Origin of the sequence: Gardnerella sp. KA00243, assembly GCF_049244105.1 — a bacterium.
Classification (GTDB): domain Bacteria; phylum Actinomycetota; class Actinomycetes; order Actinomycetales; family Bifidobacteriaceae; genus Bifidobacterium; species Bifidobacterium leopoldii.
The window spans coordinates 787,036-812,271 of record NZ_CP058375.1 but is presented as its reverse complement, the minus strand read 5'-3'; the positions used below and the strand labels follow the sequence as shown (position 1 = coordinate 812,271).

Genomic DNA, 25,236 nt, shown 5'->3' with positions numbered 1-25,236 from the left:
ACTACTAATTTGATAAAATATAAAACTAGGTATGTTTTAAGAAGTTCATTGAAAGGGGAGGAAATAACGAATATGTTAAACAATGGTGACGAACGCAACAATGACGACGAACGCAATAATGACGACGAACGCAATAATGACGATTCTGTGCGCACTTCTTTTACTGATGCGGAATTAGATAATGCGCTCGCGGGATTTGAACGTGAATTTAAAGAAGAGTCGCAAGAAAATTTAAATAGCGAAAATTTAGAAAATAACCAAAAAAGCGACGATAATCAAGAAAATGATTTTCTTGATCAAGCTATGCGCAATATTGAAGAAGCTAATTTTGAAGAAGATTTGCAAGGCCTGCTTGGGAATAAGGCAAAAGTTGCGTTAATGATTACGTATGTGCAGCCTGCGCAGTTGTTGGCTGCTTTTTGCAAAATGGCTAGTGTTTCAGCACGATGCTTCGATGAAGAGCAAGGTGCTGTTGCGGTATTAAAAAATTTGGACGGCAATGAGCCGGAAGAAGCAGTGCAAAAATTTGTTGATTTCTTCCGTGGAATGGATGTTATGCTCATTACAAATAGAGCTGATAAATTAACTGCAAAAGTTTACGAATATAATTGCGAACCGCAAGAAATAGTTGCGCCTATGGCGTTAGCTGTGTGGTCGCGTGCAGTAGAAGATTTAGCTATTGGCATGGAAACAGTTCAAACTCTTTCAAAACAAAATATAGAAATGTTCAATAGTGACGATTTAAGCGATGCAAACGCGTACGAGCTATTTCAAAAATATGGCAAAAGAAAGTAAAAATAATTTGAGCAATTAATTGTCATATTAAATTGAAGAAGTTGCGTTAGAAAGTAGAAATTTCATTACAATTACGTAAATTCATTGCATATAAGCTCAACATATGAAGCGCAATACGAAATAATACACTACAATTGCATGTGAATATGCATATGTGCGTGACTATGCATACAACCGGATGATACCCAAGGGGCTTATTATGGATCGACAACAAGAGTTTGCTCTACGTACTGTTGAAGAGCGAGACGTGCGTTTTATTCGACTCTGGTTTACGGACGTCTTAGGCACGCTTAAATCTGTTGCTATTGCCCCTGCTGAATTAGAAGCAGCTTTTGAAGAGGGAATAGGGTTCGACGGCTCAGCAATAGAAGGCATGACTCGCGTCCTAGAAGACGATATGATTGTGAAGCCGGATCCGTCGACGTTCCAAATTCTTCCATGGCATGGAGGTCCGGAAGGCACAGCGCGCATGTTCTGCGATGTGCTAACTCCAGACGGAGAGCCTTCGCTGGGAGACCCTCGTCACGTTTTAAAGACTGCGCTCGCAAAAGCGAAAGAAAAAGGATTTACTTTTTACGTGCATCCGGAGATTGAGTTTTATTTGTTTGAAGCTCAGGATGATTGGTCCAAAGCTCCTGTGCCGATTGATGAGGGTGGATATTTTGACCATGTTCCTAGAAGTTCGGCTATGGATTTCCGTCGTAGCGCAGTCAGTATGCTTGAGCAAATGGGTATTTCTGTAGAATACTCGCATCACGAGGGTGGTCCTGGTCAAAACGAAATTGACTTGCGTTATGCAGATGCTCTTACTACCGCGGATAATATTATGACTTTCCGCACTGTAGTTAAGGAAATTTCTCTTGAGCGCGGAATGTACGCAAGCTTTATGCCAAAACCTTTAACTGATCAGCCTGGTTCTGGTATGCATACGCATTTGAGTTTGTTCGAAGGTGATACGAACGCTTTTTATGAGGCTGGTCAAGAATTTAATATGTCTCTTATTGCGCGTCAATTTGCGGCTGGTATTTTGCATCATGCTTCAGAAATTTGCGCTGTAACTGATCAGTATGTGAACTCTTACAAGCGTTTGTGGGGTGGTGCGGAAGCTCCTAGCTATGTTTGCTGGGGTCATAGCAACCGTTCTGCACTTCTGCGTGTTCCGCAATACAAGCCTGGTAAAGGTAATTCTTGCCGAATGGAATTCCGCGCGCTAGATCCTGTAGCGAATCCGTATCTTGCTTACTCTGTGCTTCTTGCTGCTGGTTTGGATGGTATTGAAAAGCAAATGACTTTGTGCGATCCAACTAGCGACGATGTGTGGGAGCTTACTGATGCTGAGCGTCAAGCAATGGGTATTCAGCCATTGCCAGAATCCTTGGATGAAGCACTAAAGATTATGGAGCGCTCGGACTTCGTTGCAAGCGTATTAGGTGAACACGCTTTTGAGTACTTCTTGCGCAATAAGCATCAAGAGTGGGAAGAGTACCGTCGCCAGGTTACGCCTTTTGAACTTGAGAAGTATTTGCCGCGTTTGTAGCGTGACGACCTGCTTGAGCGCTGCGATTTAGCGCGCGAAAGCAACTCGGAGCGTGAGCTTGCTCAAACGGAAAGTCCAGTGGACTTTCCGTGCAAGCTCAGCAGCGAGTGCGTTACCCGCGCGAGCGTTGCCTGGCGTTTGGCTGGCGGGTTTCTGGAGTGTCTGTGTGATATAGGAATTACTTATCTCGCAGCGCTCCGCTCTTATACCTTATTTGGACTTAGCGGTTGCATAGTTAAGTTTAGTTTTTTAATTACTTTTTCTGCAGAAATAGTATTTATCAACAAGATTATTACTATCGTTCCGCTTTTATATTGCTCGACAAGCAATTCCTATCTCCCACTCGTAAATCCACTCACCGTTGTTTTGTGATGTGGTAGGTGCGTATGGTGTGGTGTGTGCAGCAGCACGAATGCTAGTGTTCTATAGACAATAAATACTTACCGTTCGCAGAAGCATTACTGCAAAGCTTCATGAACATTTGCTGGAGTTTTTTCTCCGGCGTTTGTCGCTTGTTTTGGGACACTGCTGCAGACGTCGCGCTGCGTTCCAAGCGTTTTTACGATTTTTGCAGCTTACTAAAATGTCGAAAATACCAAATCGTTTGGTGAAATAAACAAAACGCAAGCCAAAACTGTCGAAAATACATAATCGCAAGATGTTTTCGACATTTTCTATTGACTGCAAAAATATTTAACGCGTGTATCGATTCGCTAGCAGCGCGATTGTAAAGTTTCTGTCGGATTTTCGCTCGTAGCCGACCGTTTCTTTACACCGCTGTACAGTTTCTGTCGTTTTCTGGCGCGCAAACGGCTTTTTCTTTACACCGCTGTACAGTTTCTGCCGTTTTTTCGCGCGTAGGCGACCGTTTCTTTACACCGCTATAAAGTTTTGGTCGTTTTTTGTTACTGGTGCAGATGGTCGACTGCGTTCGTAACGACCTGCTTGAGCGCTGCATGCGTGTCTTTTGTTTTTATTGGTGATTTGCTTCAAAAAAATCAAAAATTTTGTAAAAAAGTGGGGATTTTTGGGGAGGAATGGGGTAAAATGGTGAGCAACGTGTAAATGGCATAGTACATGTTGAGTTAAGGAGGTGGAGTATGGCACGTCGTGCTGCTAATAAGCAACCGCGCAATAACGCCAATTCTTCCTCTGCGCATTCCATAAATCAGGCTCAATCAGCTGCTGATCCAAATGTTTCTCAGCAATCGCAGATGCCACTGCAAATGCAAGATTCACAAGTGCCTCAGCAACAATACGTTCAGCCTGTTCAACCTATACAATCTAAGCAGTCAATTCAGGGTTATTATGGTATGCCTCCAACTGTTATGCCAGCAATGCAGCAATATATGCCAGCACCGGTTTTCACCTCCACTCCGTCCGGCGCTGCTGATTCGTCTGCACAAGCTGCGGCTATGCCAGTTGCACCTTTTTATGCTTCTCAATATCAAGAAGCTGTGTCAACTCATCCAGCAACACCTATTTTGTTAGGCACTTATACTCCAAAAATTGACGATAAAGGTCGTGTTGCTCTTCCTGCAAAATTCCGTTCTCAGCTCGGAACTGGTTTTGTTATGGCTCGCGGTCAAGAGCATTGTGTTTACGTGCTGCCTATGGTTGAGTTCCAGCGTATGACAACGCAAATTCAGCGCACATCTATGAGCAACAAGTCAGCTCGCGATTATCTTCGCGTGTTCCTTTCTGGCGCTGTTGATGAAGAGCCAGATAAGCAGGGACGCATTGTTGTGCCGCCAATGTTAAGAGATTACGCCAATTTGGGCGATCAAATTGTCGTTATTGGTGTTGGTACGCGTGCAGAGATTTGGAATAAATCTGCTTGGGAAGAGTATCTTGCCGATCGTGAGCAAGGTTATGCGGATATTGCTGACGATGTACTTCCGGCGGTGATGTGATGACTGATGTTATGAAAGACATTACAGCTATTCACGCACCGGTATTATTGCAAGATTGTGTTGATTTAGTTACTCCTTCTTTGCAACATAAAGGCGCAATAGTAGTAGATTGCACTTTAGGTCTTGCTGGTCATGCAACTGCTTTTCTTAAAGCTGCGCCTTTTGCAACACTTATTGGTATTGATCGTGATGCTGAAGCACTTTCGTTAGCAACGCAAAGAATGCGTAGTGAAGGCCTTGAGAATCGTTTTATTCCTGCACATGCGGCGTTCGATGAGATTGATGAAGTACTACGAGAAAACCGCATTGACGGTATTGATGCTGCTTTTATGGATTTGGGTCTTTCAAGTTTGCAAATTGACGAAACTGATCGCGGTTTTTCTTATTCTCACGATACAGCACTTGACATGCGTATGGATACAACGCAAGCAACTACTGCCGCAACGATTTTAGCTACTTATGATTCTCGAGGATTAACTAGAATTTTCCGCGAGTATGGTGAAGAACGTTTTGCGTCTCTTATTGCTCGTCGTATTGTTGAAGTTCGCGCTACGGAGCCTATTGCTACTTCGGGTCAGTTGGTTAGCTTAGTTGACTCTGTAATTCCGAAAGCTCATCGCGCTACTGGAAATCCAGCAAAACGAGTGTTCCAAGCTTTGCGTATTGAAGTGAACGGTGAATTAGATAAATTGAGCCGTACTCTTCCTAAAATTGCTTTGCATCTTCGTGAGCATGGTCGCTTAGTTGTTGAATCTTATCATTCATTGGAAGATACAGCTGTAAAACGTTTTATGAATCAAGGATTAACCGTTGATGTTCCTGCAAACATGCCTGTTATCCCTGACGATGCTCAGCCGTTCTTTAAAGCTCTTACTCGCGGAGCTATGAAGGCTTCTAAAGAAGAAATTGTTCATAACACTAGATCTTCTTCAGTTCGTTTACGCGCTGTCGAATTATGCCGACCTATTCCTGAGCGTTGGATTCCAAGGCTTGAAGATGAGGCGGCTGGTCGTAAAGCTATAAAAGGAGGTCGCTGACATGGTATTGAACATGCAAAATCGTGTTTTGCGCTCTTCTGCGTCTTCTGCTTCAGCTCCAGCTGGTCGTACTAAAGATAATTCGACTCGTAAAGAATACGTACATAATTCTGCTCCTTCGGCGTTTAACCCATCTCAACGTAAATCTTCTGCTGTGCTTGAACGATTCCGCAAGGTTATGACATGGAGCAATACGCGCAAAGTACCTCTTGTAAATTGCATGATTATTGTGATTTTTATGGTTGTTACGTTGTTGACTTCGCTTCTTTTGCGTACGCAAATGGCAGAGATTTCCTTCGACCAAACTGCAGTACAGATGCGTATTTCTCGTTTGCATCAGGATGTGGAAGCTCGTCAAGCGAAATTAGATACTTTGGAATCTGAACTTCCTGCAAGAGCGCAACGAATGGGAATGGTTCCGCAACAAGGTTCTATTTCTATTGACTTGAGTGATTATGCAGCAAAACGAAAACATGGTCATTCTGAGAAAACTAAGCACGAAAAACAAACTAATAACTCAAATAAAACTCAAAAACAAGAACAACAAAATCGTCAATATCAACAGAAAGCAAAACAGGAGAAACATTGATGCGCCACTTAATCAAACAACGTTTCGCTTCTCAGCAGATATTTGCGCGTAAGTGCACCGTAATTGCAATTGTTTTTGCGTTAATTGGTGTTAGTGCAATAGTAAAGCTAAGTTTTATACAGATTATTAATGCTCGTTCAACAGCGCAAGCAGCTCAGGCTGAGCGTAGTCGTGTGCGACCAATTCTTGCACGTCGTGGTCGCATACTTGATGCTAATGGTGCTGTGTTGGCTCAAAGTGTTGAGCGATTTAATATTATTGGAGATCCACTTAATGCTCAGGCTTTTGTGCCGACTCCTTGCACAAAACAAACCGAGCATAACTGTCATATGCTTAATGGCAAGCCTGTAGAAGGCACGGGCGCTGTGGCGGTCGCCCGTTTGCTTGCTCCGATTTTGCACATGAGTTCTGTAGAACTTGGTGGAAAGCTGGCTGGCGTTGGTCGTTACGTTTTATTGAAACGTAACGTGACTCCTGCAATGAAACGTGCCATTGACGATTTGAATCTTTCTGGGTGTATTTATGCAGAGAACAGTAGTGAACGAGTATATTCAAGCGGTCCTATTCTTGGATCTGTGATTGGTGCTGTTGCTAATGCCGATGAAGTTAATCGTAAAGATATTAAAGATCGTAAAGGCGAGGTTGGTGTTACAGGTCTTGAATTTACTAAAGATGCAACTTTGAACGGCGTAGACGGATATCAGCGTTATCAAGGTAATAATGCAGGAAATGAGAAAATTCCTGGTACTGTAACTGAATCTAAGCCTGCAATCAACGGAAGCGATGTTAAGCTCACAATCGATAGCGATGTCGATTGGTATGTTAAAAAAGTTTTGCTTGATGGCAAGAAAAAATATCATGCAACTTGGGGTATTGCAGTAGTGCAAGATGTTCATACTGGCGAAATACTTGCTTTGGAAGATACTGATGAGATTAAAGCTGGAACAACGCAAGCTAAGGTGAATGTTTCTAGAGCTGTAAGCCAAACCTTTGAGCCTGGTTCTATTGGTAAAGCTTTCTCAATGTCTGGAATGTTACAAACTGGTGCGCATAAGCTTACTGATAAATTTGCTGTTCCTAATACTCTCAATAAGAACGGTCAAGCATTCCATGATGCTGTTAGCCACGGTGTTGAGCGTTGGACATTAGCTGGTATTCTTTCAGAATCTTCTAACGTCGGTATGGTTATGGCTGGTGAAAAATATCCGATAGATAAACGCTATGAGTATCTTTATAAATTTGGTCTTGGTCAGTACTCGGGATTGAATTTACAAGGAGAATCTCGCGGCTTGCTTCCTAGCGTTCAAGCTTGGGATGGTCGTAAAAAAGATACCGTTCTGTTTGGTCAGGGTTATGCAGTGAATGCTTTGCAGCTTACTAATGCGATTGCAACTATTGCAAATAAAGGCGTGAGATTGCGTCAGTCAATAGTTAAATCCGTTATAGATCCTAATGGTAGGGTTACAAAGTCTTCTCGCCCTGCAGGAACGCGCGTTTTGGATGAAAATGTTGCTGCACAAATGATGAATGCTTTGGAAAATTCTGGTGAGCATTATCATAGATTTGCTGGTGTCGATGGTTATCGTGTTGCTGCAAAGAGTGGTACAGCTGAAGTTGCTGGCGCTGATGGTAAACTTAGCTCTACAATCAGCGACTGGTCGGGTGCTATACCAGCAGATAATCCTCGCTTCGTCATAACAGTTGTTTTGCGTGATCCACAAGGTATTTATGGTGGTATGACTGCAGGTCCACTGTTCAAAACTATTGGAGAATTCTTAATGCAAAAGTATGATATTCCAGCTTCTTCTCCACGCACAAATCCTGTTCCTGTGAATTGGTAGTGTACGCATTACAATGTTGTTGTCTATAAAGTAGGGTGTGCAATGAGTGCGGTTGATGAATACTCTAGAATTAGGGTGACGCTAGGTTTTGCTGCAAAAAATTATGGTTTTGAAGTTGTTCCTGCGTTTGCTTCAGAGGTAACTATTACTTCTATTGCTCATGATGTGCGTCATGTACGTCCTGGTGGATTATTTGTGCCAATTGGTCATATTGATCGTCGTCAGCTTGAGGCTGCACGTGATGCTGGGGCATATGCTGCATTAGTTTCACCAGAATTTCGTGGTGAGGCTGCAGATTTAGGTCTACCTTTGCTTGTTTCTTCTGCTAATCCAGTTGCTTTGGGCAAGCTTGCTTGCGATATTAATGCAGATCCTTCTTCATGCGTCGCAATATTTGCGATTGCTGGTGACGATGATGATGAGATCCATGCTAACGTTTTGCGATTAGCTGATTTTTTGCATATGTTAGGCAATCCTGTTGGTGTTATTAGTGATGCTGGATCTACTTCATTACAGCGTGAATTGTCTTTGCAATATCCTTTAAATATTGCCGATGTACAGCATGCTTTATCCGTGTGTGCAGAAGATGGTGCCGCAGCTGTTGTTATTGCACTTAATTCTGCAACTTTAGCTAAGAATGCGTTGCAATCCGTTAGTATTGATGTTCTTGGCGTTGAGCAAATTCAGAATGAAAGCAATTCTGGCGCAGGATCTGATTCTCAATCTGATACTGAGTCTAAAGATAGCTCTGATACTAATTCTGAATCTGAACCTAATTCTGAATTTAAAGATGCAGCCTCAAATGTGAAAATTAGCGCAAAGATATCTTCTTCACCGCTTTACCCGGCATATGCAACCGGCATGAGTTTTTATGCGTTGCGTCAACGTTATGGTTTTTCTGGAAGAGAGCACGCTTATTGTGTTACCAGATCGGCTGAGTCTGACGAATTAGCTGAATTAGCGGATCAAATTGGTGGCAATGATGTACAGCGGCATCTTTCATTATCTATTGCAATGGTGTTAGCTGCTGGTGTTCGTCGTGGGACTATTAAAAGTGCGCTGCGAGTTTCGCATGAATTGCACTGAATTGTGCTGAAGCGCTGATTTCATTCGAGTTTTCAAATAAATTAATTGCGTGAGTTTTGTTTAAGAGCTTTTAATTATGTGGCTAATTTGGAGGATGTTATGAGTTGTGTTGAAACTTCGTGTGCTAGCAATGCTAAGAGTTTAGATTATGCTGATATGATGCCTATGAATATAAGCGAAATTGCTAACGCTGTTCATGGGGAAATGCACGAGTTTAATAGTTGTGACACAGATTTAGTTGCAAATTCCGTTTTTAGTGATTCTCGTCAAATCCGTAAAGGTTCTGTGTTCGTAGCTATAGTTGGTGAACATGTTGACGGTCATGATTATGTAAAGAATGCTGAAAAATCTGGAGCTGTTGTAGCTATTGTTGAACATGTTGTCGAAGGCACTAATCTCAATCAAATAGTTGTTAATAATTCTGTAGAAGCGCTGGGTTTGCTAGCTAAACATAATTTGGAACTTCGCCGCAATCTTAACAAACCTTTCACTATTATTGGTATCACTGGTTCCGTTGGCAAAACAACAACGAAAGATATGTTGAAGGCTTTGTTGAGCACGCTAGGCGAAACAGTTGCTCCTGTTGGATCTTTTAATAATAATATTGGTTTGCCTCTTACTGCTTTGCAAGTTGGCAGTAATACTCGATTTTTAATAGCAGAAATGGGTGCTAACCATGTTGGCGAAATTGCCAATTTAACTCATATTGCTCCTCCGGATCTCGCAATAGTGCTTAAAGTTGGTGTTGCTCATTTAGGTGAATTTGGCTCAGTTGAGCGAATTGCGCAAGCAAAAAGTGAGATTGTGCGTGGGCTTTTGCCACATGGCATAGCAGTATTAAATTCCGACGATAAGCGAGTTTCTGCAATGTCTTGTCTTGTAGAGAATAAGCATGTGCGCTGGTTTGGTAGAAATGCTAAAAACGGATTGCTGGAATCAGCTAGTAAAGATGACTACCAACTTTCAGCTAGCAATATAAAGTTAGATTCTTTTGGTAAAGCAGTTTTTACTATCACTGAACGCATTAATTCTTCTGATTTAGTGAATCATATTGAAGTGCATCTTGCTATACAAGGCGAGCATAATGTTATGAATGCGCTTGCAGCAGCAAATGTTGCCAGATATTTGGGAATGACTTTAGATGATATTGCTTCTGTGCTGTCTAAAGTTTCGCATATTAGCCCGCATCGCATGCAATTGAGTACAGTTTCTAAGAATGACGAGAAATTTACACTTATTGATGATTCCTTTAATGCAAATCCTGATTCTATGAAAGCAGGAATCGATGGTTTGTGCGCTTATGAAAATGATTCTTGTAGTGCATCTTCGAAACCTTTCCGTATAGCGGTTCTTGGTTCTATGTTGGAGCTTGGCAGCAACGAAGATGAATTGCACACAAATATTGGAGAATATGTGGCAAATTCGAGTGTCGATGCGGTTGTTGCTGTTGGTTCGAAAACGGACTCTGACTTAGATAAATTAGCTCACTGTATTGCTCAAGGTGCGCGTTCTTCTTGGAATAATAAACTACCTTCTTCTCATGAGGCAGTCTATTTTGTACACAGTGCGAATGAGGCTGATGATATTGTTTGGAAACTTGTGGCCGAGCATCCGAGTAGTGTTGTGTTATTGAAAGGCTCTCATGCTTCAGGCTTGAGCGTGCTTGCTGAACATTGGGCAAATATTTAACTGCTCGATGCTCAATATAAGTGTGAAATTAATAAATTAAGTATTATAGCAAACAGAACAGTAAACGGAGGTTAAGCGGTGATTGCGCTTATTGTAGGAATTGTGGTGTCGCTCGTAGTTACGATTGTTGGCACACCTTTGCTTATTCGTTTAGTGCATCGTTTGCACTACGGTCAGTACATTCGCCAAGATGGACCACAATCTCATTTAGTAAAGCGCGGCACGCCAACTATGGGCGGTGTTGTTATTAATTTTGCTGTAGTAGCAGGTTGGGCTGCTTCTGCTCTTTATAGATATGTTTCTGTTGGTCGCTCGCCTTCATGGTCTGCTGTTTTGGTGCTGTTTGCAATGCTTTCAATGGGTTTGCTTGGCTTTATTGATGATTTTGCTAAGGTTCGTAAAAAGCAGAATCTTGGTCTTTCTGTACATGCGAAGTTTACTGGTCAAATTATTTTTGCAAGTATTTACGCGCTTTTGTCATTGCTATTGCCAACTCAATCTGGTATTGCTAGCGCTCAACCTGGAATGAGTTTTATTGAAAAACCATTTTTTGATTTTTCTATACTCGGTAAAGGTGTAGGAATCGTAGTATTTATTGTTTGGGTTAATTTCCTTATTGCTGCTTGGTCTAACGCTGTAAACTTGACTGACGGACTTGATGGTTTAGCTTCTGGATCTTCTATGATTGCTTTTGCTGGTTACGCTTTGATTGCTTTTTGGGAAAGCTACCATGTGCGTGGAGGCGGTCATTTTGGATTCTCTTACGCTGTTTCTGACCCTCTCGATTTAACTATTATTGCTGTTTGCGCTGCTGTTGCTTGCTTTGGATTCTTGTGGTTTAATTCGAATCCTGCTCAAGTATTTATGGGAGATACTGGTTCGTTGGCTTTAGGCGGATTATTTGCAGCTCTTTCTATTGCAACTCACACAGAGTTTTTGGCTGTGATTTTGGGTGGATTATTTGTAATGGAAGCTGCAAGTGACGTTATTCAAGTTGGATTCTTTAAAGCTACGCATAAGCGCGTGTTCAAAATGGCTCCTATTCATCATCATTTTGAATTGCTCGGCTGGACGGAAACTAAGGTTGTTGTGCGATTCTGGATGATTGAGCTTATGTTTGTGCTTTCTGCACTTATGATGTTCTATGCCGATTGGGCAGGGCATTCTGGCTTGCTTATTTAATTTCAAAAATTGGAAGGCTTCAATATGAATATTGTCGATGGCAATGGAGTATCTGTTTCGTCTGAATCTACTTGTAAGTCGTGCACAAGCGATAAAGCATTTGCTTTTAAGCGTGTATTAGTTGCAGGTCTTGGAGTTTCGGGTCGTGGCGCAGCTGAGGTTTTGCGCGCTGTTGGATCTGAGACTGTGACTGCAGACGAAAATAAGCCTGATGCCGATATACATGATTTTTCAGCAATAGACTGGTCTAAAATCGATGCTGTTGTTACATCTCCAGTATTTAACCCTCGCACGCCATTTTTGCAAGAAGCTGCATCGCGCAATATTCCAGTAATGAGCGAAGTTGAATTAGCGTGGCGCTTGCGCGTACCTTCTAAGCGCACGAATAAACCTGCTTATTGGATTGGCATTACTGGCACAAATGGTAAGACTTCTACTACAGAAATGACTTCTGCAATGCTAACCGCTTGCGGATTAAATGCTCCAGCCGTGGGAAATATTGGAAAGTCTGTGTCACATGCTGCTTTGGAATGTGAGCATGATGCTTTATGCGTTGAATTAAGCTCTTTCCAATTGCATTTCACTGATTCTTTAGCTCTTGATTGTGCTGCTATTACTAATATTGCTGCTGATCATTTAGATTGGCATGGTGGCATGGAAGCGTACGCTCGTGACAAGTCAAAAGTATTTAATAATGTGCAAAAAGCTTTGGTTTACAATGCTCAAGATGAGCGTGTAAGCAAATTGGCAGATTGTGCACAAGTTGCTGATGGTTGTAAAAAGATTGGTTTTACGTTAGGAGAGCCTAAAGATGGTGAAATTGGCGTAAAAGACGGTTGGATTGTCGATAACAGCGGTGTTGCTGGAGGAACTAAAGGCACTCTAAAACCTATTGTCGAATTGCGTGAGCTAAAACATCTGTGCGAGCCTGATGGCAGTGTGTATCCGCATTTATTAGCTGATGCTCTTACTGCGTTAGCTTTATCTTTAGGTTTAACTGGTGACGTAGATTCTTCAGTTCGTGCTTTACGCGAATTTGCTCCTGGAGGTCATCGCATTCAAACAGTTGCGACTTTGATGTCTGAAGATGAAAATCCTTCGCATTGTATTAGATTTGTAGATGATTCTAAAGCAACTAATGCTCATGCTGCTTGTGCATCTTTAGCTAGTTTTGCTAATAATTCGGTTGTTTGGATTGCTGGCGGTTTAGCTAAAGGTGGTCATTTTGAAGATTTAATTGCAAACCAACTTCATGTGATTAAAGCAGTTGTTGTTATTGGAATAGATCAACGTCCAATTGTTGAAGCTCTTCACAGTTCAGCTCCTCACATTCCAGTAACTATTGTTTCACAGGATGGTTCTTGCGCTAAATCATATGATTGCGTTGATGACTTAGTTTGTGAGAATATTGAGAATACTTCGCTTGTAAATCCTGATTCTTCATTCGGTGAGGCTGTTATGCGTCAAACTGTAGAAGCTGCTGGGCGTTATGCTAAGCCTGGTGATGTTGTTCTGCTTGCTCCTGCTTGTGCCTCTATGGATCAATTTGTTTCGTACGCCGATCGCGGCAATCGTTTTGCTAAAGAATCTCAACGATGGGTGCATAATCATGGTGTTCAACAGTAATAAGCCTAAAAAGTTTTTGCGTTCATTAGCGCGCAAAGTCTCAGAAGTTATTATGGAAGATCATATTGAAGCAGATTCAGATTCTTCTCATTCTTCCCAAAAACAAAAATTTGAATCTTTTAAAAAATCTATTAGGACTTCAGCAAGTAAAGTAGGCGAGTCCATAAGCAAAGTAGGAGCGTATGCAAGCAAAGCGGGTAAGGAATTAGGCAAATCTGTAGGAAAGTCTGTAAGTAAGTCCGTAAGTAATTCTGTTACTAAAGTTGGCAGATCTGTAGGTTCTTCTTTCAATGAATCTGTAAAATTTGTAAAAGATGTAAAGAAGTCGAAGGTTGCGAAACAAGCGAAACAAACTAAACGGGCTAATTTAATAAAGCCTGCAGAGCAAGCAAATCCTGTAAATACTATAAATCCTGTGAAACCTGCAAAGCTAACAAAGATAGCGAAACCAGCAAATACAGCAAAGCCGGCAAAGTCAATTAAATACGCAAAATTAGCGCATACTGTATCTGGAATATTTTCCTCGAAAAAAGACTACTCAAAAAACTCGTTAGAGCGCAAAACTCAAGATTCAGAGTTAAAGAAGTATGTTGGCTTGCGCAGTTTAACTAACCCACTGTGGTGCTTATACGGCATGCGAGTATCAGTGGTTATACTGTCGATTTTTGGCTTATTCATGGTGTTTTCTAGTTCTTCAGTAACTATGATTACCTACGGAATTGCACCTTGGGGTCAAGGCGTAAACCAAACAATGTATTGCGTTTTAGGCTTAATTGGCTATATTTTCGCTTCTCGACTTCCAGTTACAGTTTATAGACGATACGTTGCTGTCATTTACATTATTTCTGTTATTGCACAGTTCTTAACATTTGTTCCAGGTTTACGACGTGAAGTTAATGGTAATGCTGGTTGGATTGCTTTCGGCCCTATTACTTTGCAGCCTGCAGAAATTACAAAACTTGCATTATGTATTTGGCTTCCAATAGCTTTGATTGCTGCAAAACAAGCATATGAGCGTGTGCAAATGCGCGCATATATTCCTGTAGCAGCAGGACTCGGCGTATCGTTATTGCTTGTTATTGCAGGTAAGGATCTTGGTACTGCTTTAATTATTATTCTTATTGCACTTATAGCTTTTTATCTTGGTGGATTCCCTACGCGCTGGCTGATAGGAAGTATTTTTATTGCTATTGCTATGGTCGCTATACTTGTTTTGACAAGCCAAAATCGTATGCGACGTATTCTTGCTACTTTGCACGGATGCGATGCAAAAGCAGCTAAAGGCGTTTGCTTCCAAGCAATTCACGCTCAATATGCAATGGCTTCTGGTGGACTATTAGGCGTTGGCATCGGAAACTCTCGTGAAAAATGGAATTATTTGCCTTACGCTCACAATGATTTTATTTTCGCTATTATTGGCGAAGAGATGGGCTTTTTGGTTGCAGCAGCAGTAATTTTGCTATACGTAATTATTGGTTGGTGCATACTATCTTCAGCATTGAAAGCGAAATCGCAATTTATTTCAATCGTATTAATGTGTATTGCAACGTGGATTGTAGGCCAAGGATTAGTTAATATTCTTGTTGTTGTGCAAATACTTCCGGTTATGGGAGTGCCTATGCCGTTTGTGTCCGCAGGTGGATCTTCGCTTGTTATGTGTTTGGTTGCAATTGGCGTAGCTGATGGTCTTATGCGTTCCAATCCGCAACTTACTATATCGAAGTAGTAAGTATTTACAACTTTTTTATAATATGAAAGTTATAACAAGGGTAGTGAAATGAAGTTTGATAATGCTATTGAGCAGGAAGTGCATATTGTTCTTGCAGGCGGGGGTACTGCAGGTCATGTCAATCCTTTGCTTTCTGTTGCAAACGCGATTAAAAAGCTCAATCCTGAAGCGTTAATTAGTGTAATTGGCACAGAAGTTGGTTTGGAAAAAAGTCTTGTGCCGAATGCAGGGTACGAACTTGACACTATAGAAAAAGTGCCGTTCCCACGTAAGCCAAATCTAGATGCAATTAAGTTTCCAATTCGATGGATGCGCGAAAAACGCAAGGTGCGAAATATACTAGCCGCTAGAAAAGCAGATATAGTAGTGGGCTTCGGTGGCTATGCTTCTGCTCCAGTATATTCTCAAGCTCATGCGCAGCATATTCCTATTGTGATTCACGAGCAGAATGCTAAATCTGGAATGGCAAATCGCTTAGGTGCAAGTTGGGCTGATGCTGTTGGAACAGTTTATGGGAATACTGATTTGCGCACACGAAAAGGTGTCAAAGTTGAAAGAGTTGGTTTACCTCTTAGACCTGCTATTTCTCAATTGTGTGAAAGATTAGAAAAAGATTATGATTCCGCTCGCGTTGAAGGTGCGCAAAAACTTGGCGTTGACCCTAAACGTCCAATTATTCTTGTTACCGGCGGATCTTTGGGTGCAAAAAGCATAAATCAAGCTGTTGCTGCAGCAGCAGGAGATATTTTAAAACATGCGCAAGTAATTCACTTGACTGGTCGCGCAAAAGCGGAAGAAGTGCGAGATATAGTTGCAAAGCAAGTAGGTGAATCGCAAATAAACGATATTAAACCAGAGCATGCTGGTTGTGGCGATTATCATATTGCAGAATATTTAGAGCGTATTGATTGGGCTTTTGCTTGTGCAGATTTAGTTATATGTCGTGCAGGAGCTGGAACGGTTGCAGAAATTTCTGCACTTGGCTTACCTGCTGTATACGTGCCATTGCCTATTGGCAACGGCGAGCAGCGTTTCAATGTTGAGCCTGTAGTAAATGCAGGGGGAGCATTAATGGTAAATGATGCTGATTTCAATGCGAAGTGGTTTATAGATGAAGGATTAGCTTTATTGCAAAACAAAAAGCAATTACAAGCTATGCGCACTAAATCTTGGAATTATGGTATTCGTGATGCTGCAGACGTTATGGCGAAGCGTATTCTTGAAATCGCAAAAGAAGGCAGAAAGTAATGACTAATCTTAATAGCAATACAACTTCATCTCATAACAACATTGATTTAAACCCAGTAAAATCAGCGTTTGATGATTCGCAAACTATTTCAAAACTAGGGCGAGTGCATTTTATTGGCATTGGCGGAGCTGGAATGAGTGTTCTGGCAGAAATGTTGCATGAAGAGGGAGTAAGCGTAAGCGGTTGCGATCGTGAAGCAAATGATCACACTCAACGCTTGGAAGAATTAGGTATTGAAGTAGAAATTGGACAAAGTGCTTCACATGTTGAGCATGCAGATGTACTCGTGTATTCAAGTGCTATTAAACCGAGCAATCCGGAGATTATGGCAGCATATGAGCGCGGCATAAAACTTGTTCATCGCAGCGATATTCTTGCGTTATTATTATCTGCAAAAACTGGTGTGACTGTTGCTGGAGCGCATGGTAAAACAACTACTAGCTCACTTCTTTCTCATATATTAACTGTGGCTGCAGTAGGCGATTTGGCTGATCCAAGCTACGCAATCGGCGGATCTATTCAAGCCGCAGACGGAACAGTTTTAGACGGCGGTCATGCTGGTAATGGAATTGTTATGGTTGCTGAAGCTGACGAATCTGACGGAAGTTTTGAAAAATACAGCCCAAGTATTGCAATCGTAACAAATGCTGAAGCAGATCACTTGGATCATTACGGCTCTAGTGAACGATACAGAGAAGCATTTGTTGAGCACGTAAGTCATGCTGTTAATAACGTAATAATTTGTGCAGAAGACGAAGGTGCTAGAAAAGTACTTGAAGCTATGCCGGATAATATTTTAAACAAAACAATTGCTTACGGTAATTTGGATACTTGGAGCCTAAAACTCAGCTCGCGCGTACAAAAATTAGCTATCTTCGCAAGTATTGAGCATGAAAATGAGCAAGCTGTAAGTGGTCGCGAAATGTTTACGCTTGTATTGCCAGAAAAAATTTTGGATGAGCATACTAAATGTTCGAACAAGGTGCAAGTTAGCTTGTTAATACCAGGTTTGCATAATGCTCTTAATGCTTCTGCAGCTATTGTTGCTGCAGTATTGCTCGGTATGAATCCAGAAAATGCGGCTCGTGGTGCAGAAAGCTTCCGAGGTGCGTCTCGTCGTTTTGATATTCGTGGATGTGTTGATGGTGTAACAGTTGTGGACGATTATGCTCACCATCCAACTGAAATAGCTGCATTATTGCGCGCTGCTCGAAGAAAGTACACTTCTTCTACTCTTCGCGTGCTGTTTCAGCCTCATTTGTTCTCCAGAACGCAGGCTTTTGCTAATGAGTTTGCAAAATCTTTGGCTCTTGCAGACGATGTAATTGTTACAGGAATTTTCCCAGCTCGCGAAAAGCAGGAAGATTTTCCAAATATTAATGCTGAAACTATTGTTAAAGCTGCAAAATCACAGAATCTTGATGTAAAAATTGAAGCGGTTGACGATATGCGCGCAGCTGCGTTGAAACTGGCTTTGCGTGCAAAATCTGGTGATGTGCTGCTTACAGTTGGTGCAGGAAGTATTACTGCTATGACGTCTGTTATGCTAGAAGCATTGTAGTGCTTTGAAATTAAGCGATTAAAATATAAATAAATTATTACGAGAGGCAATTATGGGTCGCGTGAGGTCAAGCAAATCGTACGATGCTGATGCAAATAATTCGCATCGTCGTACCGTTTCAAGTCTTAATATTGCGCGTACTGAAGAGTCTCGTAGTAATAAATCCAGCAATAGTGCGTCTCGTAGTAGTGCGTCTCGTAGTGCTGAATTGCTTAATAATGAATTGCGTAGTGGTGTATTGCGTGGCATAGCGCGTGGTGCGAAATCTAATATCGGAAGATCTAATATAAAAAAATCTAGTATCAAAAAAACGCGTGATGAAAAAATTCATATTTCTAAACCTAGATCTGCTTCGTCGTTGCGCAAAGACCAGCGTTTCCAAAGGCATATAATCAGCCAAAACACATCGCAAATACGAGTAGCTGATGTTAATGAAAAAAATCATCAAGGTAAGTTTGTTGACGCTAGACTTTTGCCGAAGCTTGATTTTGTAAGAAAAACTTTAAGTCAAACTTCTGGTTCTCTTGGAATGATTACTCGTCCTAGAATAATTAATTTTCGAGAGCGTTTGAAAGAACGTAAATCTGCTTATTTGCAATTTACTGTTAAACGAATTCTTGCAATTCTTGCAGTGATTGCCTCTGTTTCGGCGATTGTTTGGTTTTTATTCTTCTCGCCAGTTTTTCTTCTTAAGTCTAGCGATATAAGTATTTCTGGATCTAACGAGTGGGTGAGTGAGCAAAAAATTGCTTCAATTGCGTCAACTCAGGTTGGTAAATCACTATTTTTAGTTTCTTCTCAAGAAGTAATTAACCAACTTAACGATATTCCTGGCGTAACTGAAGCAAAAGTTTCTAAGAATTTTCCTAATGGTTTGCATGTTTCTGTACATGCGCAACGTCCTGCAGCAATGCTCAAAACTCGAGATAGCAATAAATTAACTGCTGTTGACGCTAAAGGTCGCGTGTTAAATGCCGTAGCTCAAGTTACAACACAAGGAATACCTGTTATTGAAGTTTCAAATGTGCAAAGAAGTTTGAATAATAGAGCGGTACTTGAAGCTGTAAAAATTGTTAGTTCACTTTCGGAATCTTTGCGAGCTAGAGTTACGAGAGTTAGTGCAAAAACTCAAGATTCTGTCGAAACAGAATTAGGGGATGTTAAAAAAACTATCATATGGGGCAATTCATCTCAGATTGAGTTAAAGAAAGCTATTGTTGCCAAGATTATTGATGATCCTAGTAAAATTGGAAACAAACGCAGCTTAGATGTGTCTGCTCCTGTGCGTCCAATTCTTAAATAAGGTTTTAAAACTTTATTAATTGCATTGTCAAGATTAGGTGTATAATAGTAATTCGTGTGTGCCAACGGCGTGCCTTATGTTATAGGCGTGCGTGTTGGGATATCCCAAGTGCCAAAGATAGTGCGCAGTAATGTGTGGCTGGAGGTGCGAGGGCCATCGGGCCGGTGGACTGTGGCTTTTACTCTTTAACCGATTCTTTGGTTATGGTGTGCTGCAGTGTGGCGGTTTTCACCAAATAGAAAATAACAATGAATCGGAGAACTTAAGTTGCCTACGATTGAACAACTTGTCCGTAAAGGACGTCAGGCCAAGCCGAAAAAGTCAAAGACTTTGGCCTTGAAGGGTAGCCCGCTGCGTCGTGGCGTGTGCACCCGTGTGTACACCACCACTCCTAAGAAGCCAAATTCCGCGCTTCGTAAGGTTGCTCGTGTGCGCCTCAGCTCTGGTATTGAAGTAACCGCCTATATTCCAGGCGAAGGTCACAACTTGCAGGAGCACTCCATCGTGCTCGTGCGTGGTGGCCGTGTGAAGGATCTCCCAGGTGTGCGTTACCACATCGTGCGTGGCGCATTAGATACCCAGGGTGTCAAGGACCGCAAGCAGGGTCGTTCCCTGTATGGAGCAAAGAAGGCGAAGTAAAACATGTCACGTAAAGGACCTGCAAAAAAGCATCAACTGCTTCCTGATCCAATCTACGGCTCGACCGTCGTGGCTCAGTTGATTAACAAAATCCTTCTCGATGGTAAGAAGTCCATCGCAGAAAACATCGTCTACACCGCTCTTGAGCAGGTGAAGGCAAAGACCGAGCAGGAGCCAGTTTCTGTATTGAAGCGCGCTCTTGATAACATTCGTCCGAATCTTGAGGTTCGTTCTCGCCGCGTTGGTGGCGCAACTTACCAGGTTCCAGTCGAAGTTAAGCCTGCTCGTGCAAACACTCTTTCCCTCCGCTGGCTTACTGACTTCTCACGTGTTCGTCGTGAAAAGACTATGGCTGAGCGTTTGGCCAACGAAATTCTCGATGCCTCCAATGGCTTGGGTGCTTCCGTGAAGCGCCGCGAGGATACCCACAAGATGGCAGAAGCAAACAAGGCTTTTGCTCACTATCGCTGGTAATCCACAAGATAATCGGTATCTTAAAGAGCTAAGGATAAGAATATGGCACAAGATGTGCTTAACGACCTGAATATGGTTCGTAATATCGGCATCATGGCGCACATTGATGCTGGTAAGACTACTACCACCGAACGTATTCTTTACTACACTGGTAAGAACTACAAGATCGGTGAAACTCATGATGGTGCTTCTACCATGGACTTCATGGCTCAGGAGCAGGAGCGCGGTATTACTATTCAGTCTGCTGCAACTACCTGCTTCTGGAAGCGTCAGACTCATGACGTTGATGATCGCTATCAGATCAACATCATCGATACCCCAGGCCACGTGGACTTCACCGCTGAGGTGGAACGTTCCCTTCGCGTGCTCGATGGTGCTGTAGCAGTCTTCGATGGTAAGGAAGGTGTGGAACCTCAGTCCGAAACCGTGTGGCGTCAGGCTGATAAGTATAGCGTCCCACGTATCTGCTTCATCAATAAGATGGATAAGCTTGGCGCTGATTTCTACTATTCTGTCAAGACCATCAAGGAGAAGCTCGGTGCAACTCCACTCGTTATTCAGCTTCCAATCGGTGCTGAAAACGACTTCGTCGGCGTTGTTGACTTGATTCGTATGAAGGCTTACGTCTGGAATGACGTTAAGGACGATATGGGTGCTCACTATGACACCGTTGACATTCCTGAAGATTTGCAGGAACGTGCAGAACAGTATCGTGCTGAGCTTATGGATCAGGTTGCTGAAGCTGACGATGAGCTGGTTGAGAAGTATCTTGAAACTGGCGAACTTACTGAAGAAGAAATGCGCGCTGGTATCCGTAAGCTTACCATTGAGCGTAAGGCATTCCCAGTAACTTGCGGTTCTGCATTCAAGGATAAGGGTGTTCAGCCAATGCTGGATGCTGTTGTCGACTTCCTCCCAAGCCCAGAAGATGTTCCATCTATTAAGGGCTTCAAGCCAGGTGACGAATCTGTTGAAATTGACCGTAAGCCAGTTAATACAGATCCATTTGCAGCATTGGTATTCAAGATTTCAACCCATCCATTCTATGGCAAGCTCGTGTTTGTGCGCGTTTACTCTGGCGAAGTAAAGCCAGGCGATTCCGTGTACGATTCCACGAAGTCCAAGAAGGAACGCGTTGGTAAGATCTTCCAGATGCATGCTGATAAGGAAAATCCTGTAGATTCAGCTGAAGCTGGTAACATCTACACCTTCGTTGGTTTGAAGAACGTCAGCACTGGTGATACTTTGTGCGACGAAAAGAACCCAATTTCTTTGGAATCCATGACATTCCCAGATCCTGTTATCGAGGTTGCTGTGGAGCCAAAGACGAAGGCTGATCAGGAAAAGATGAGCTTGGCTTTGGCTAAGCTTTCTGACGAGGATCCTACATTCCAGGTTAAGACCGATGAGGAATCTGGTCAGACTTTGATTTCCGGTATGGGCGAGCTTCAGCTTGACATTATCGTTGATCGTATGCGTCGTGAGTTCAAGGTCGAAGCGAACGTTGGTAAGCCACAAGTTGCTTACCGTGAGACGATTCGTAAGGCTGTTATGAACCAGGAATACACTCACAAGAAGCAGACCGGTGGTTCTGGTCAGTTCGCAAAGGTTTTGATGAACTTCGAGCCTCTCGACACAGAATCTGGCGAAACCTATCAGTTTGTCAACGAAGTTACCGGCGGCCACATCACCAAGGAATTCATTCCTTCAATCGATGCAGGCGTGCAGGAAGCTATGGAATCCGGCGTTTTGGCTGGCTTCCCAGTTGTGGGTGTAAAGGCAACCGTCACCGACGGTCAGACTCACGATGTCGATTCTTCGGAAATGGCCTTCAAGATTGCAGGTTCCATGTGCTTCAAGGAAGCTGCTCCTAAGGCTAATCCGGTAATTCTCGAACCAATTATGGCTGTCGAAGTCCGTACTCCAGAAGAGTACATGGGCGATGTCATGGGCGATTTGAACTCTCGTCGCGGTAACATCCAGTCTATGACTGATGCTACTGGCGTGAAAGTTATCGATGCCAAGGTGCCGCTGAGCGAAATGTTCGGCTACATTGGCGATCTTCGTTCTAAGACTCAGGGCCGCGCAATGTTCACCATGCAGATGGACTCTTACGCGGAGGTCCCGAAGGCCGTTTCGGACGAGATTATTAAGGCTCAGCGCGGCGAATAAAGCGCACGCTACTTCGGTGTTTTCTGTCCCCGGTCAACGCTAGAATTTCCTACGTTGACTGGGTTCTGGCACCGAAGTGGCACCTAACCCAGAAACCCAGTAATATGTAGCGAAAGACCTCTCACAAATGTGTGAGGCAAACTACGAGACGTCCAGGAGGACAAACACATGGCAAAGGAAAAGTACGAGCGTACTAAGCCGCATGTTAACATTGGTACCATTGGTCACGTTGATCACGGTAAGACTACCTTGACCGCGGCTATTTCTAAGGTGCTGCATGGCGAGTATCCAGATCTGAACCCTCAGTATGACTTCGATCAGATTGATGCCGCTCCAGAAGAGAAGGAACGCGGCATTACCATTAACATCGCACACATCGAGTATCAGACCGCTGAGCGTCACTACGCTCACGTGGACGCTCCAGGCCACGCTGATTACGTGAAGAACATGATCACCGGTGCTGCTCAGATGGATGGCGCAATCCTCGTGGTTGCTGCTACCGATGGTCCTATGGCTCAGACCCGTGAGCACGTTTTGCTCGCTAAGCAGGTCGGTGTCCCGAAGATCCTCGTTGCTTTGAACAAGTGCGATATGGTTGATGATCCAGAACTTATCGACCTCGTCGAAGAAGAGGTTCGTGACCTCCTCGAAGAAAACGGCTTCGATCGCGACTGCCCAGTCATCCGCACCTCTGCTTACGGTGCTTTGCACGATGACGCTCCAGATCACGAGAAGTGGGTAGAGACCGTCAAGGAGCTCATGAAGGCTGTTGATGAGTACATCCCAACCCCAACTCACGATCTTGACAAGCCATTCTTGATGCCAATCGAAGATGTGTTCACCATCTCCGGTCGTGGTACCGTTGTCACCGGTCGTGTTGAGCGTGGTAAGCTCCCAATCAACACCCCAGTTGAGATTGTTGGTTTGCGTCCAACTCAGACCACCACCGTTACCTCCATCGAGACCTTCCACAAGCAGATGGATGAGGCCGAGGCTGGCGATAACACTGGTCTTCTTCTCCGTGGTATCAACCGTACCGACGTTGAGCGTGGTCAGGTTGTGGCTGCTCCAGGTTCTGTGACCCCACACACCAAGTTCGAAGGCGAAGTTTACGTCTTGACCAAGGACGAAGGTGGCCGTCACTCGCCGTTCTTCTCCAACTACCGTCCACAGTTCTACTTCCGCACCACCGACGTCACCGGCGTTATCACCTTGCCAGACGGCGTTGAGATGGTTCAGCCAGGCGATCACGCAACCTTCACTGTTGAGTTGATCCAGGCTATCGCAATGGAAGAGGGCTTGACCTTCGCAGTTCGTGAAGGTGGCCGTACCGTTGGTTCCGGTCGTGTGACCAAGATTCTTGCCTAGTATTTTCTCTAACTGAAAATATTAGCTAAGGCTTAATAAAGACCCCACGAGTTTCCCCGCGGGGTCTTTATTATGTTCGTGCGCGCTTTGAAGGAGCTTGAAATCCCAATGATTTCAAGCTCCTTCAAAGCGCGATTTGGCATGCGAAGCACGGTTGTGGTTAATGCTCAAGCATGTCGTCGCGCTCACAAAACACAACCTCCCTCCCAATGAACTACCACACTAACCTGCCCTGTCTTCATCTTTATTGACGAAGACAGACCTCGCTTGCGTTGAAAGCACACTGTGCTTTCAACCCTGAGCAAGCTCGGCGCTCCGAGTTGCTTTCGTGTGCGCAATGCTGCGCTCAAGCATGTCGTCGCGCTCACAAAACACAACCTCCCTCCCAATGAACTACCACACTAACCTGCCCTGTCTTCATCTTTATTGACGAAGACAGACCTCGCTTGCGTTGAAAGCACACTGTGCTTTCAACCCTGAGCAAGCTCGGCACTCCGAGTTGCTTTCGCGCGCGCAATGCTGCGCTCAAGCATGTCGTCGCGCCCATGTTTGGAACACAGAACACATAAATAAAAACCCTGCCGAACGAATTCAGCAGGGTTTTTGTGTTTAGAAAATCAGAACTACTAATCTCTATTATCTCCAAGCAACTCTAGCAAGTAGATGAACATGTTAATGAAGTCCAAGAACAGCTGGAATGCGCAGAAAATAGATACTTTCTTAACCATTTCAGGCTGATTTTCATATTGTGCAAGTAATGCGCGAGTTTGCTGAGCATCGTAAGCTGTTAAACCTGCAAAAATAACGATGCCAATTCCAGCCATAAGACGCATGGTTCCAGTATCTTGCCCAATAAACGAAATAATAATTTGCGCAACAACGAATACAAGTAATGCAACCATTAAAATTGGACCAGCTTTAAGCAAATCCTTTTTTGTAGTAAGTGCAAGCATTGTCAAGCACAGGAAGAATCCTGCAGTTAAAGCAAACACTAATGCCACGGATCCAAGGCTAAATACTTGAAAGACTGAGCTTAAAGTGAATCCTGTTAAAGCAGCATAAGCATAGAACAAAACTCGTACTGTTGTCTCACTCATCTTCATTAAACGCGTTCCAAGAACAACTGCTATCACAACCTGAGCAATTGCCAGCATCATCCAACCCCATCCGCGGGTTGCAAACATAAATCTAAGCCAGAAATTACCGCTCTGAGTGAACAGTGCCACAAGAGTTGTAACAATCAATCCAAGCGTCATTTCGCCATAAGTGCGTCCTACTGAAACTCTTTTTGCTTCTTCAAAAGCATATGTTGCCTGAGTGTCAATAACCTCAGGAGCACCGCTTCCGTAATAATCTTGAGTAAAGTTTGTCATTATTTCTCCTTAACAGCTATGAAATAAAACGCTGTCAAGACAACGTTCTCACATAATTATAATTAAAGCATCT

General features: G+C 43.1%; 19 protein-coding genes. 18 read left to right on the top strand and 1 reads right to left on the bottom strand.

Going from position 1 to position 25,236, the window contains the following annotated elements; all coding sequences use genetic code 11:
- Nucleotides 1-72 precede the first annotated feature (72 nt).
- The 18 genes from HXT50_RS03155 (at nucleotide 73) to tuf (ending at nucleotide 23,790) form a co-directional block, all read left to right on the top strand.
- A complete protein-coding gene (locus tag HXT50_RS03155) occupies nucleotides 73-795 on the top strand; it encodes a hypothetical protein (protein WP_421777013.1) in 723 nt (240 codons plus the stop codon).
- Between the two features lie 199 nt (nucleotides 796-994).
- Nucleotides 995-2,332: a type I glutamate--ammonia ligase gene (gene glnA, locus HXT50_RS03150; protein WP_004107357.1), complete on the top strand. Its 1,338-nt coding sequence runs from the start codon at nucleotides 995-997 to the stop codon at nucleotides 2,330-2,332.
- A gap of 1,100 nt (nucleotides 2,333-3,432) precedes the next feature.
- Nucleotides 3,433-4,245, top strand: coding sequence for a division/cell wall cluster transcriptional repressor MraZ (gene mraZ, locus HXT50_RS03145; RefSeq protein ID WP_004107368.1), 813 nt, complete (start codon nucleotides 3,433-3,435; stop codon nucleotides 4,243-4,245).
- 11 nt (nucleotides 4,246-4,256) lie between these two features.
- Entirely contained in the window at nucleotides 4,257-5,282 is a 1,026-nt protein-coding gene (rsmH, locus tag HXT50_RS03140; protein WP_032835539.1) for a 16S rRNA (cytosine(1402)-N(4))-methyltransferase RsmH, read from the top strand.
- A 1-nt stretch (nucleotide 5,283) separates the two neighbouring features.
- A complete protein-coding gene (locus tag HXT50_RS03135; protein ID WP_004107375.1) occupies nucleotides 5,284-5,871 on the top strand; it encodes a hypothetical protein in 588 nt (195 codons plus the stop codon).
- Nucleotides 5,871-7,712: a peptidoglycan D,D-transpeptidase FtsI family protein gene (locus HXT50_RS03130; protein ID WP_421777012.1), complete on the top strand. Its 1,842-nt coding sequence runs from the start codon at nucleotides 5,871-5,873 to the stop codon at nucleotides 7,710-7,712. Before HXT50_RS03135 ends, HXT50_RS03130 begins: the two co-directional genes overlap by 1 nt.
- Before the next feature lie 42 nt (nucleotides 7,713-7,754).
- Nucleotides 7,755-8,798, top strand: coding sequence for a hypothetical protein (locus HXT50_RS03125; protein ID WP_032842547.1), 1,044 nt, complete (start codon nucleotides 7,755-7,757; stop codon nucleotides 8,796-8,798).
- Nucleotides 8,799-8,897: 99 nt separating this feature from the next.
- Entirely contained in the window at nucleotides 8,898-10,487 is a 1,590-nt protein-coding gene (locus tag HXT50_RS03120; RefSeq protein WP_064340269.1) for a UDP-N-acetylmuramoyl-tripeptide--D-alanyl-D-alanine ligase, read from the top strand.
- A gap of 78 nt (nucleotides 10,488-10,565) precedes the next feature.
- Entirely contained in the window at nucleotides 10,566-11,669 is a 1,104-nt protein-coding gene (gene mraY, locus HXT50_RS03115; protein ID WP_004107386.1) for a phospho-N-acetylmuramoyl-pentapeptide-transferase, read from the top strand.
- A 24-nt stretch (nucleotides 11,670-11,693) separates the two neighbouring features.
- A complete protein-coding gene (gene murD, locus HXT50_RS03110) occupies nucleotides 11,694-13,295 on the top strand; it encodes a UDP-N-acetylmuramoyl-L-alanine--D-glutamate ligase (protein ID WP_064340270.1) in 1,602 nt (533 codons plus the stop codon).
- A gap of 514 nt (nucleotides 13,296-13,809) precedes the next feature.
- Nucleotides 13,810-15,021 carry a peptidoglycan glycosyltransferase FtsW gene (locus HXT50_RS03105; protein WP_410295820.1) on the top strand — a complete coding sequence of 404 codons (1,212 nt, stop codon included), beginning with the start codon at nucleotides 13,810-13,812 and terminating at the stop codon, nucleotides 15,019-15,021.
- A 51-nt stretch (nucleotides 15,022-15,072) separates the two neighbouring features.
- Nucleotides 15,073-16,272 carry a UDP-N-acetylglucosamine--N-acetylmuramyl-(pentapeptide) pyrophosphoryl-undecaprenol N-acetylglucosamine transferase gene (locus tag HXT50_RS03100; protein ID WP_004118776.1) on the top strand — a complete coding sequence of 400 codons (1,200 nt, stop codon included), beginning with the start codon at nucleotides 15,073-15,075 and terminating at the stop codon, nucleotides 16,270-16,272.
- Nucleotides 16,272-17,834, top strand: coding sequence for a UDP-N-acetylmuramate--L-alanine ligase (gene murC, locus HXT50_RS03095; protein ID WP_064340274.1), 1,563 nt, complete (start codon nucleotides 16,272-16,274; stop codon nucleotides 17,832-17,834). Before HXT50_RS03100 ends, murC begins: the two co-directional genes overlap by 1 nt.
- 52 nt (nucleotides 17,835-17,886) lie before the next feature.
- Nucleotides 17,887-19,137, top strand: coding sequence for a cell division protein FtsQ/DivIB (locus HXT50_RS03090; protein ID WP_421777011.1), 1,251 nt, complete (start codon nucleotides 17,887-17,889; stop codon nucleotides 19,135-19,137).
- A gap of 267 nt (nucleotides 19,138-19,404) precedes the next feature.
- Nucleotides 19,405-19,776, top strand: coding sequence for a 30S ribosomal protein S12 (gene rpsL / locus HXT50_RS03085; protein ID WP_003813881.1), 372 nt, complete (start codon nucleotides 19,405-19,407; stop codon nucleotides 19,774-19,776).
- 3 nt (nucleotides 19,777-19,779) lie between these two features.
- Nucleotides 19,780-20,250, top strand: coding sequence for a 30S ribosomal protein S7 (gene rpsG / locus HXT50_RS03080; protein WP_004107405.1), 471 nt, complete (start codon nucleotides 19,780-19,782; stop codon nucleotides 20,248-20,250).
- 42 nt (nucleotides 20,251-20,292) lie between these two features.
- On the top strand, nucleotides 20,293-22,422 hold the full coding sequence (gene fusA, locus HXT50_RS03075; protein WP_004107409.1) for an elongation factor G: 2,130 nt from the start codon (nucleotides 20,293-20,295) through the stop codon (nucleotides 22,420-22,422).
- A 168-nt stretch (nucleotides 22,423-22,590) separates the two neighbouring features.
- A complete protein-coding gene (gene tuf / locus HXT50_RS03070; protein WP_004118785.1) occupies nucleotides 22,591-23,790 on the top strand; it encodes an elongation factor Tu in 1,200 nt (399 codons plus the stop codon).
- A 626-nt stretch (nucleotides 23,791-24,416) separates the two neighbouring features.
- Here tuf and HXT50_RS03065 read toward each other — a convergent pair.
- Entirely contained in the window at nucleotides 24,417-25,163 is a 747-nt protein-coding gene (locus tag HXT50_RS03065; protein WP_004118787.1) for a Bax inhibitor-1/YccA family protein, read from the bottom strand.
- Between the last annotated feature and the right edge of the window lie 73 nt (nucleotides 25,164-25,236).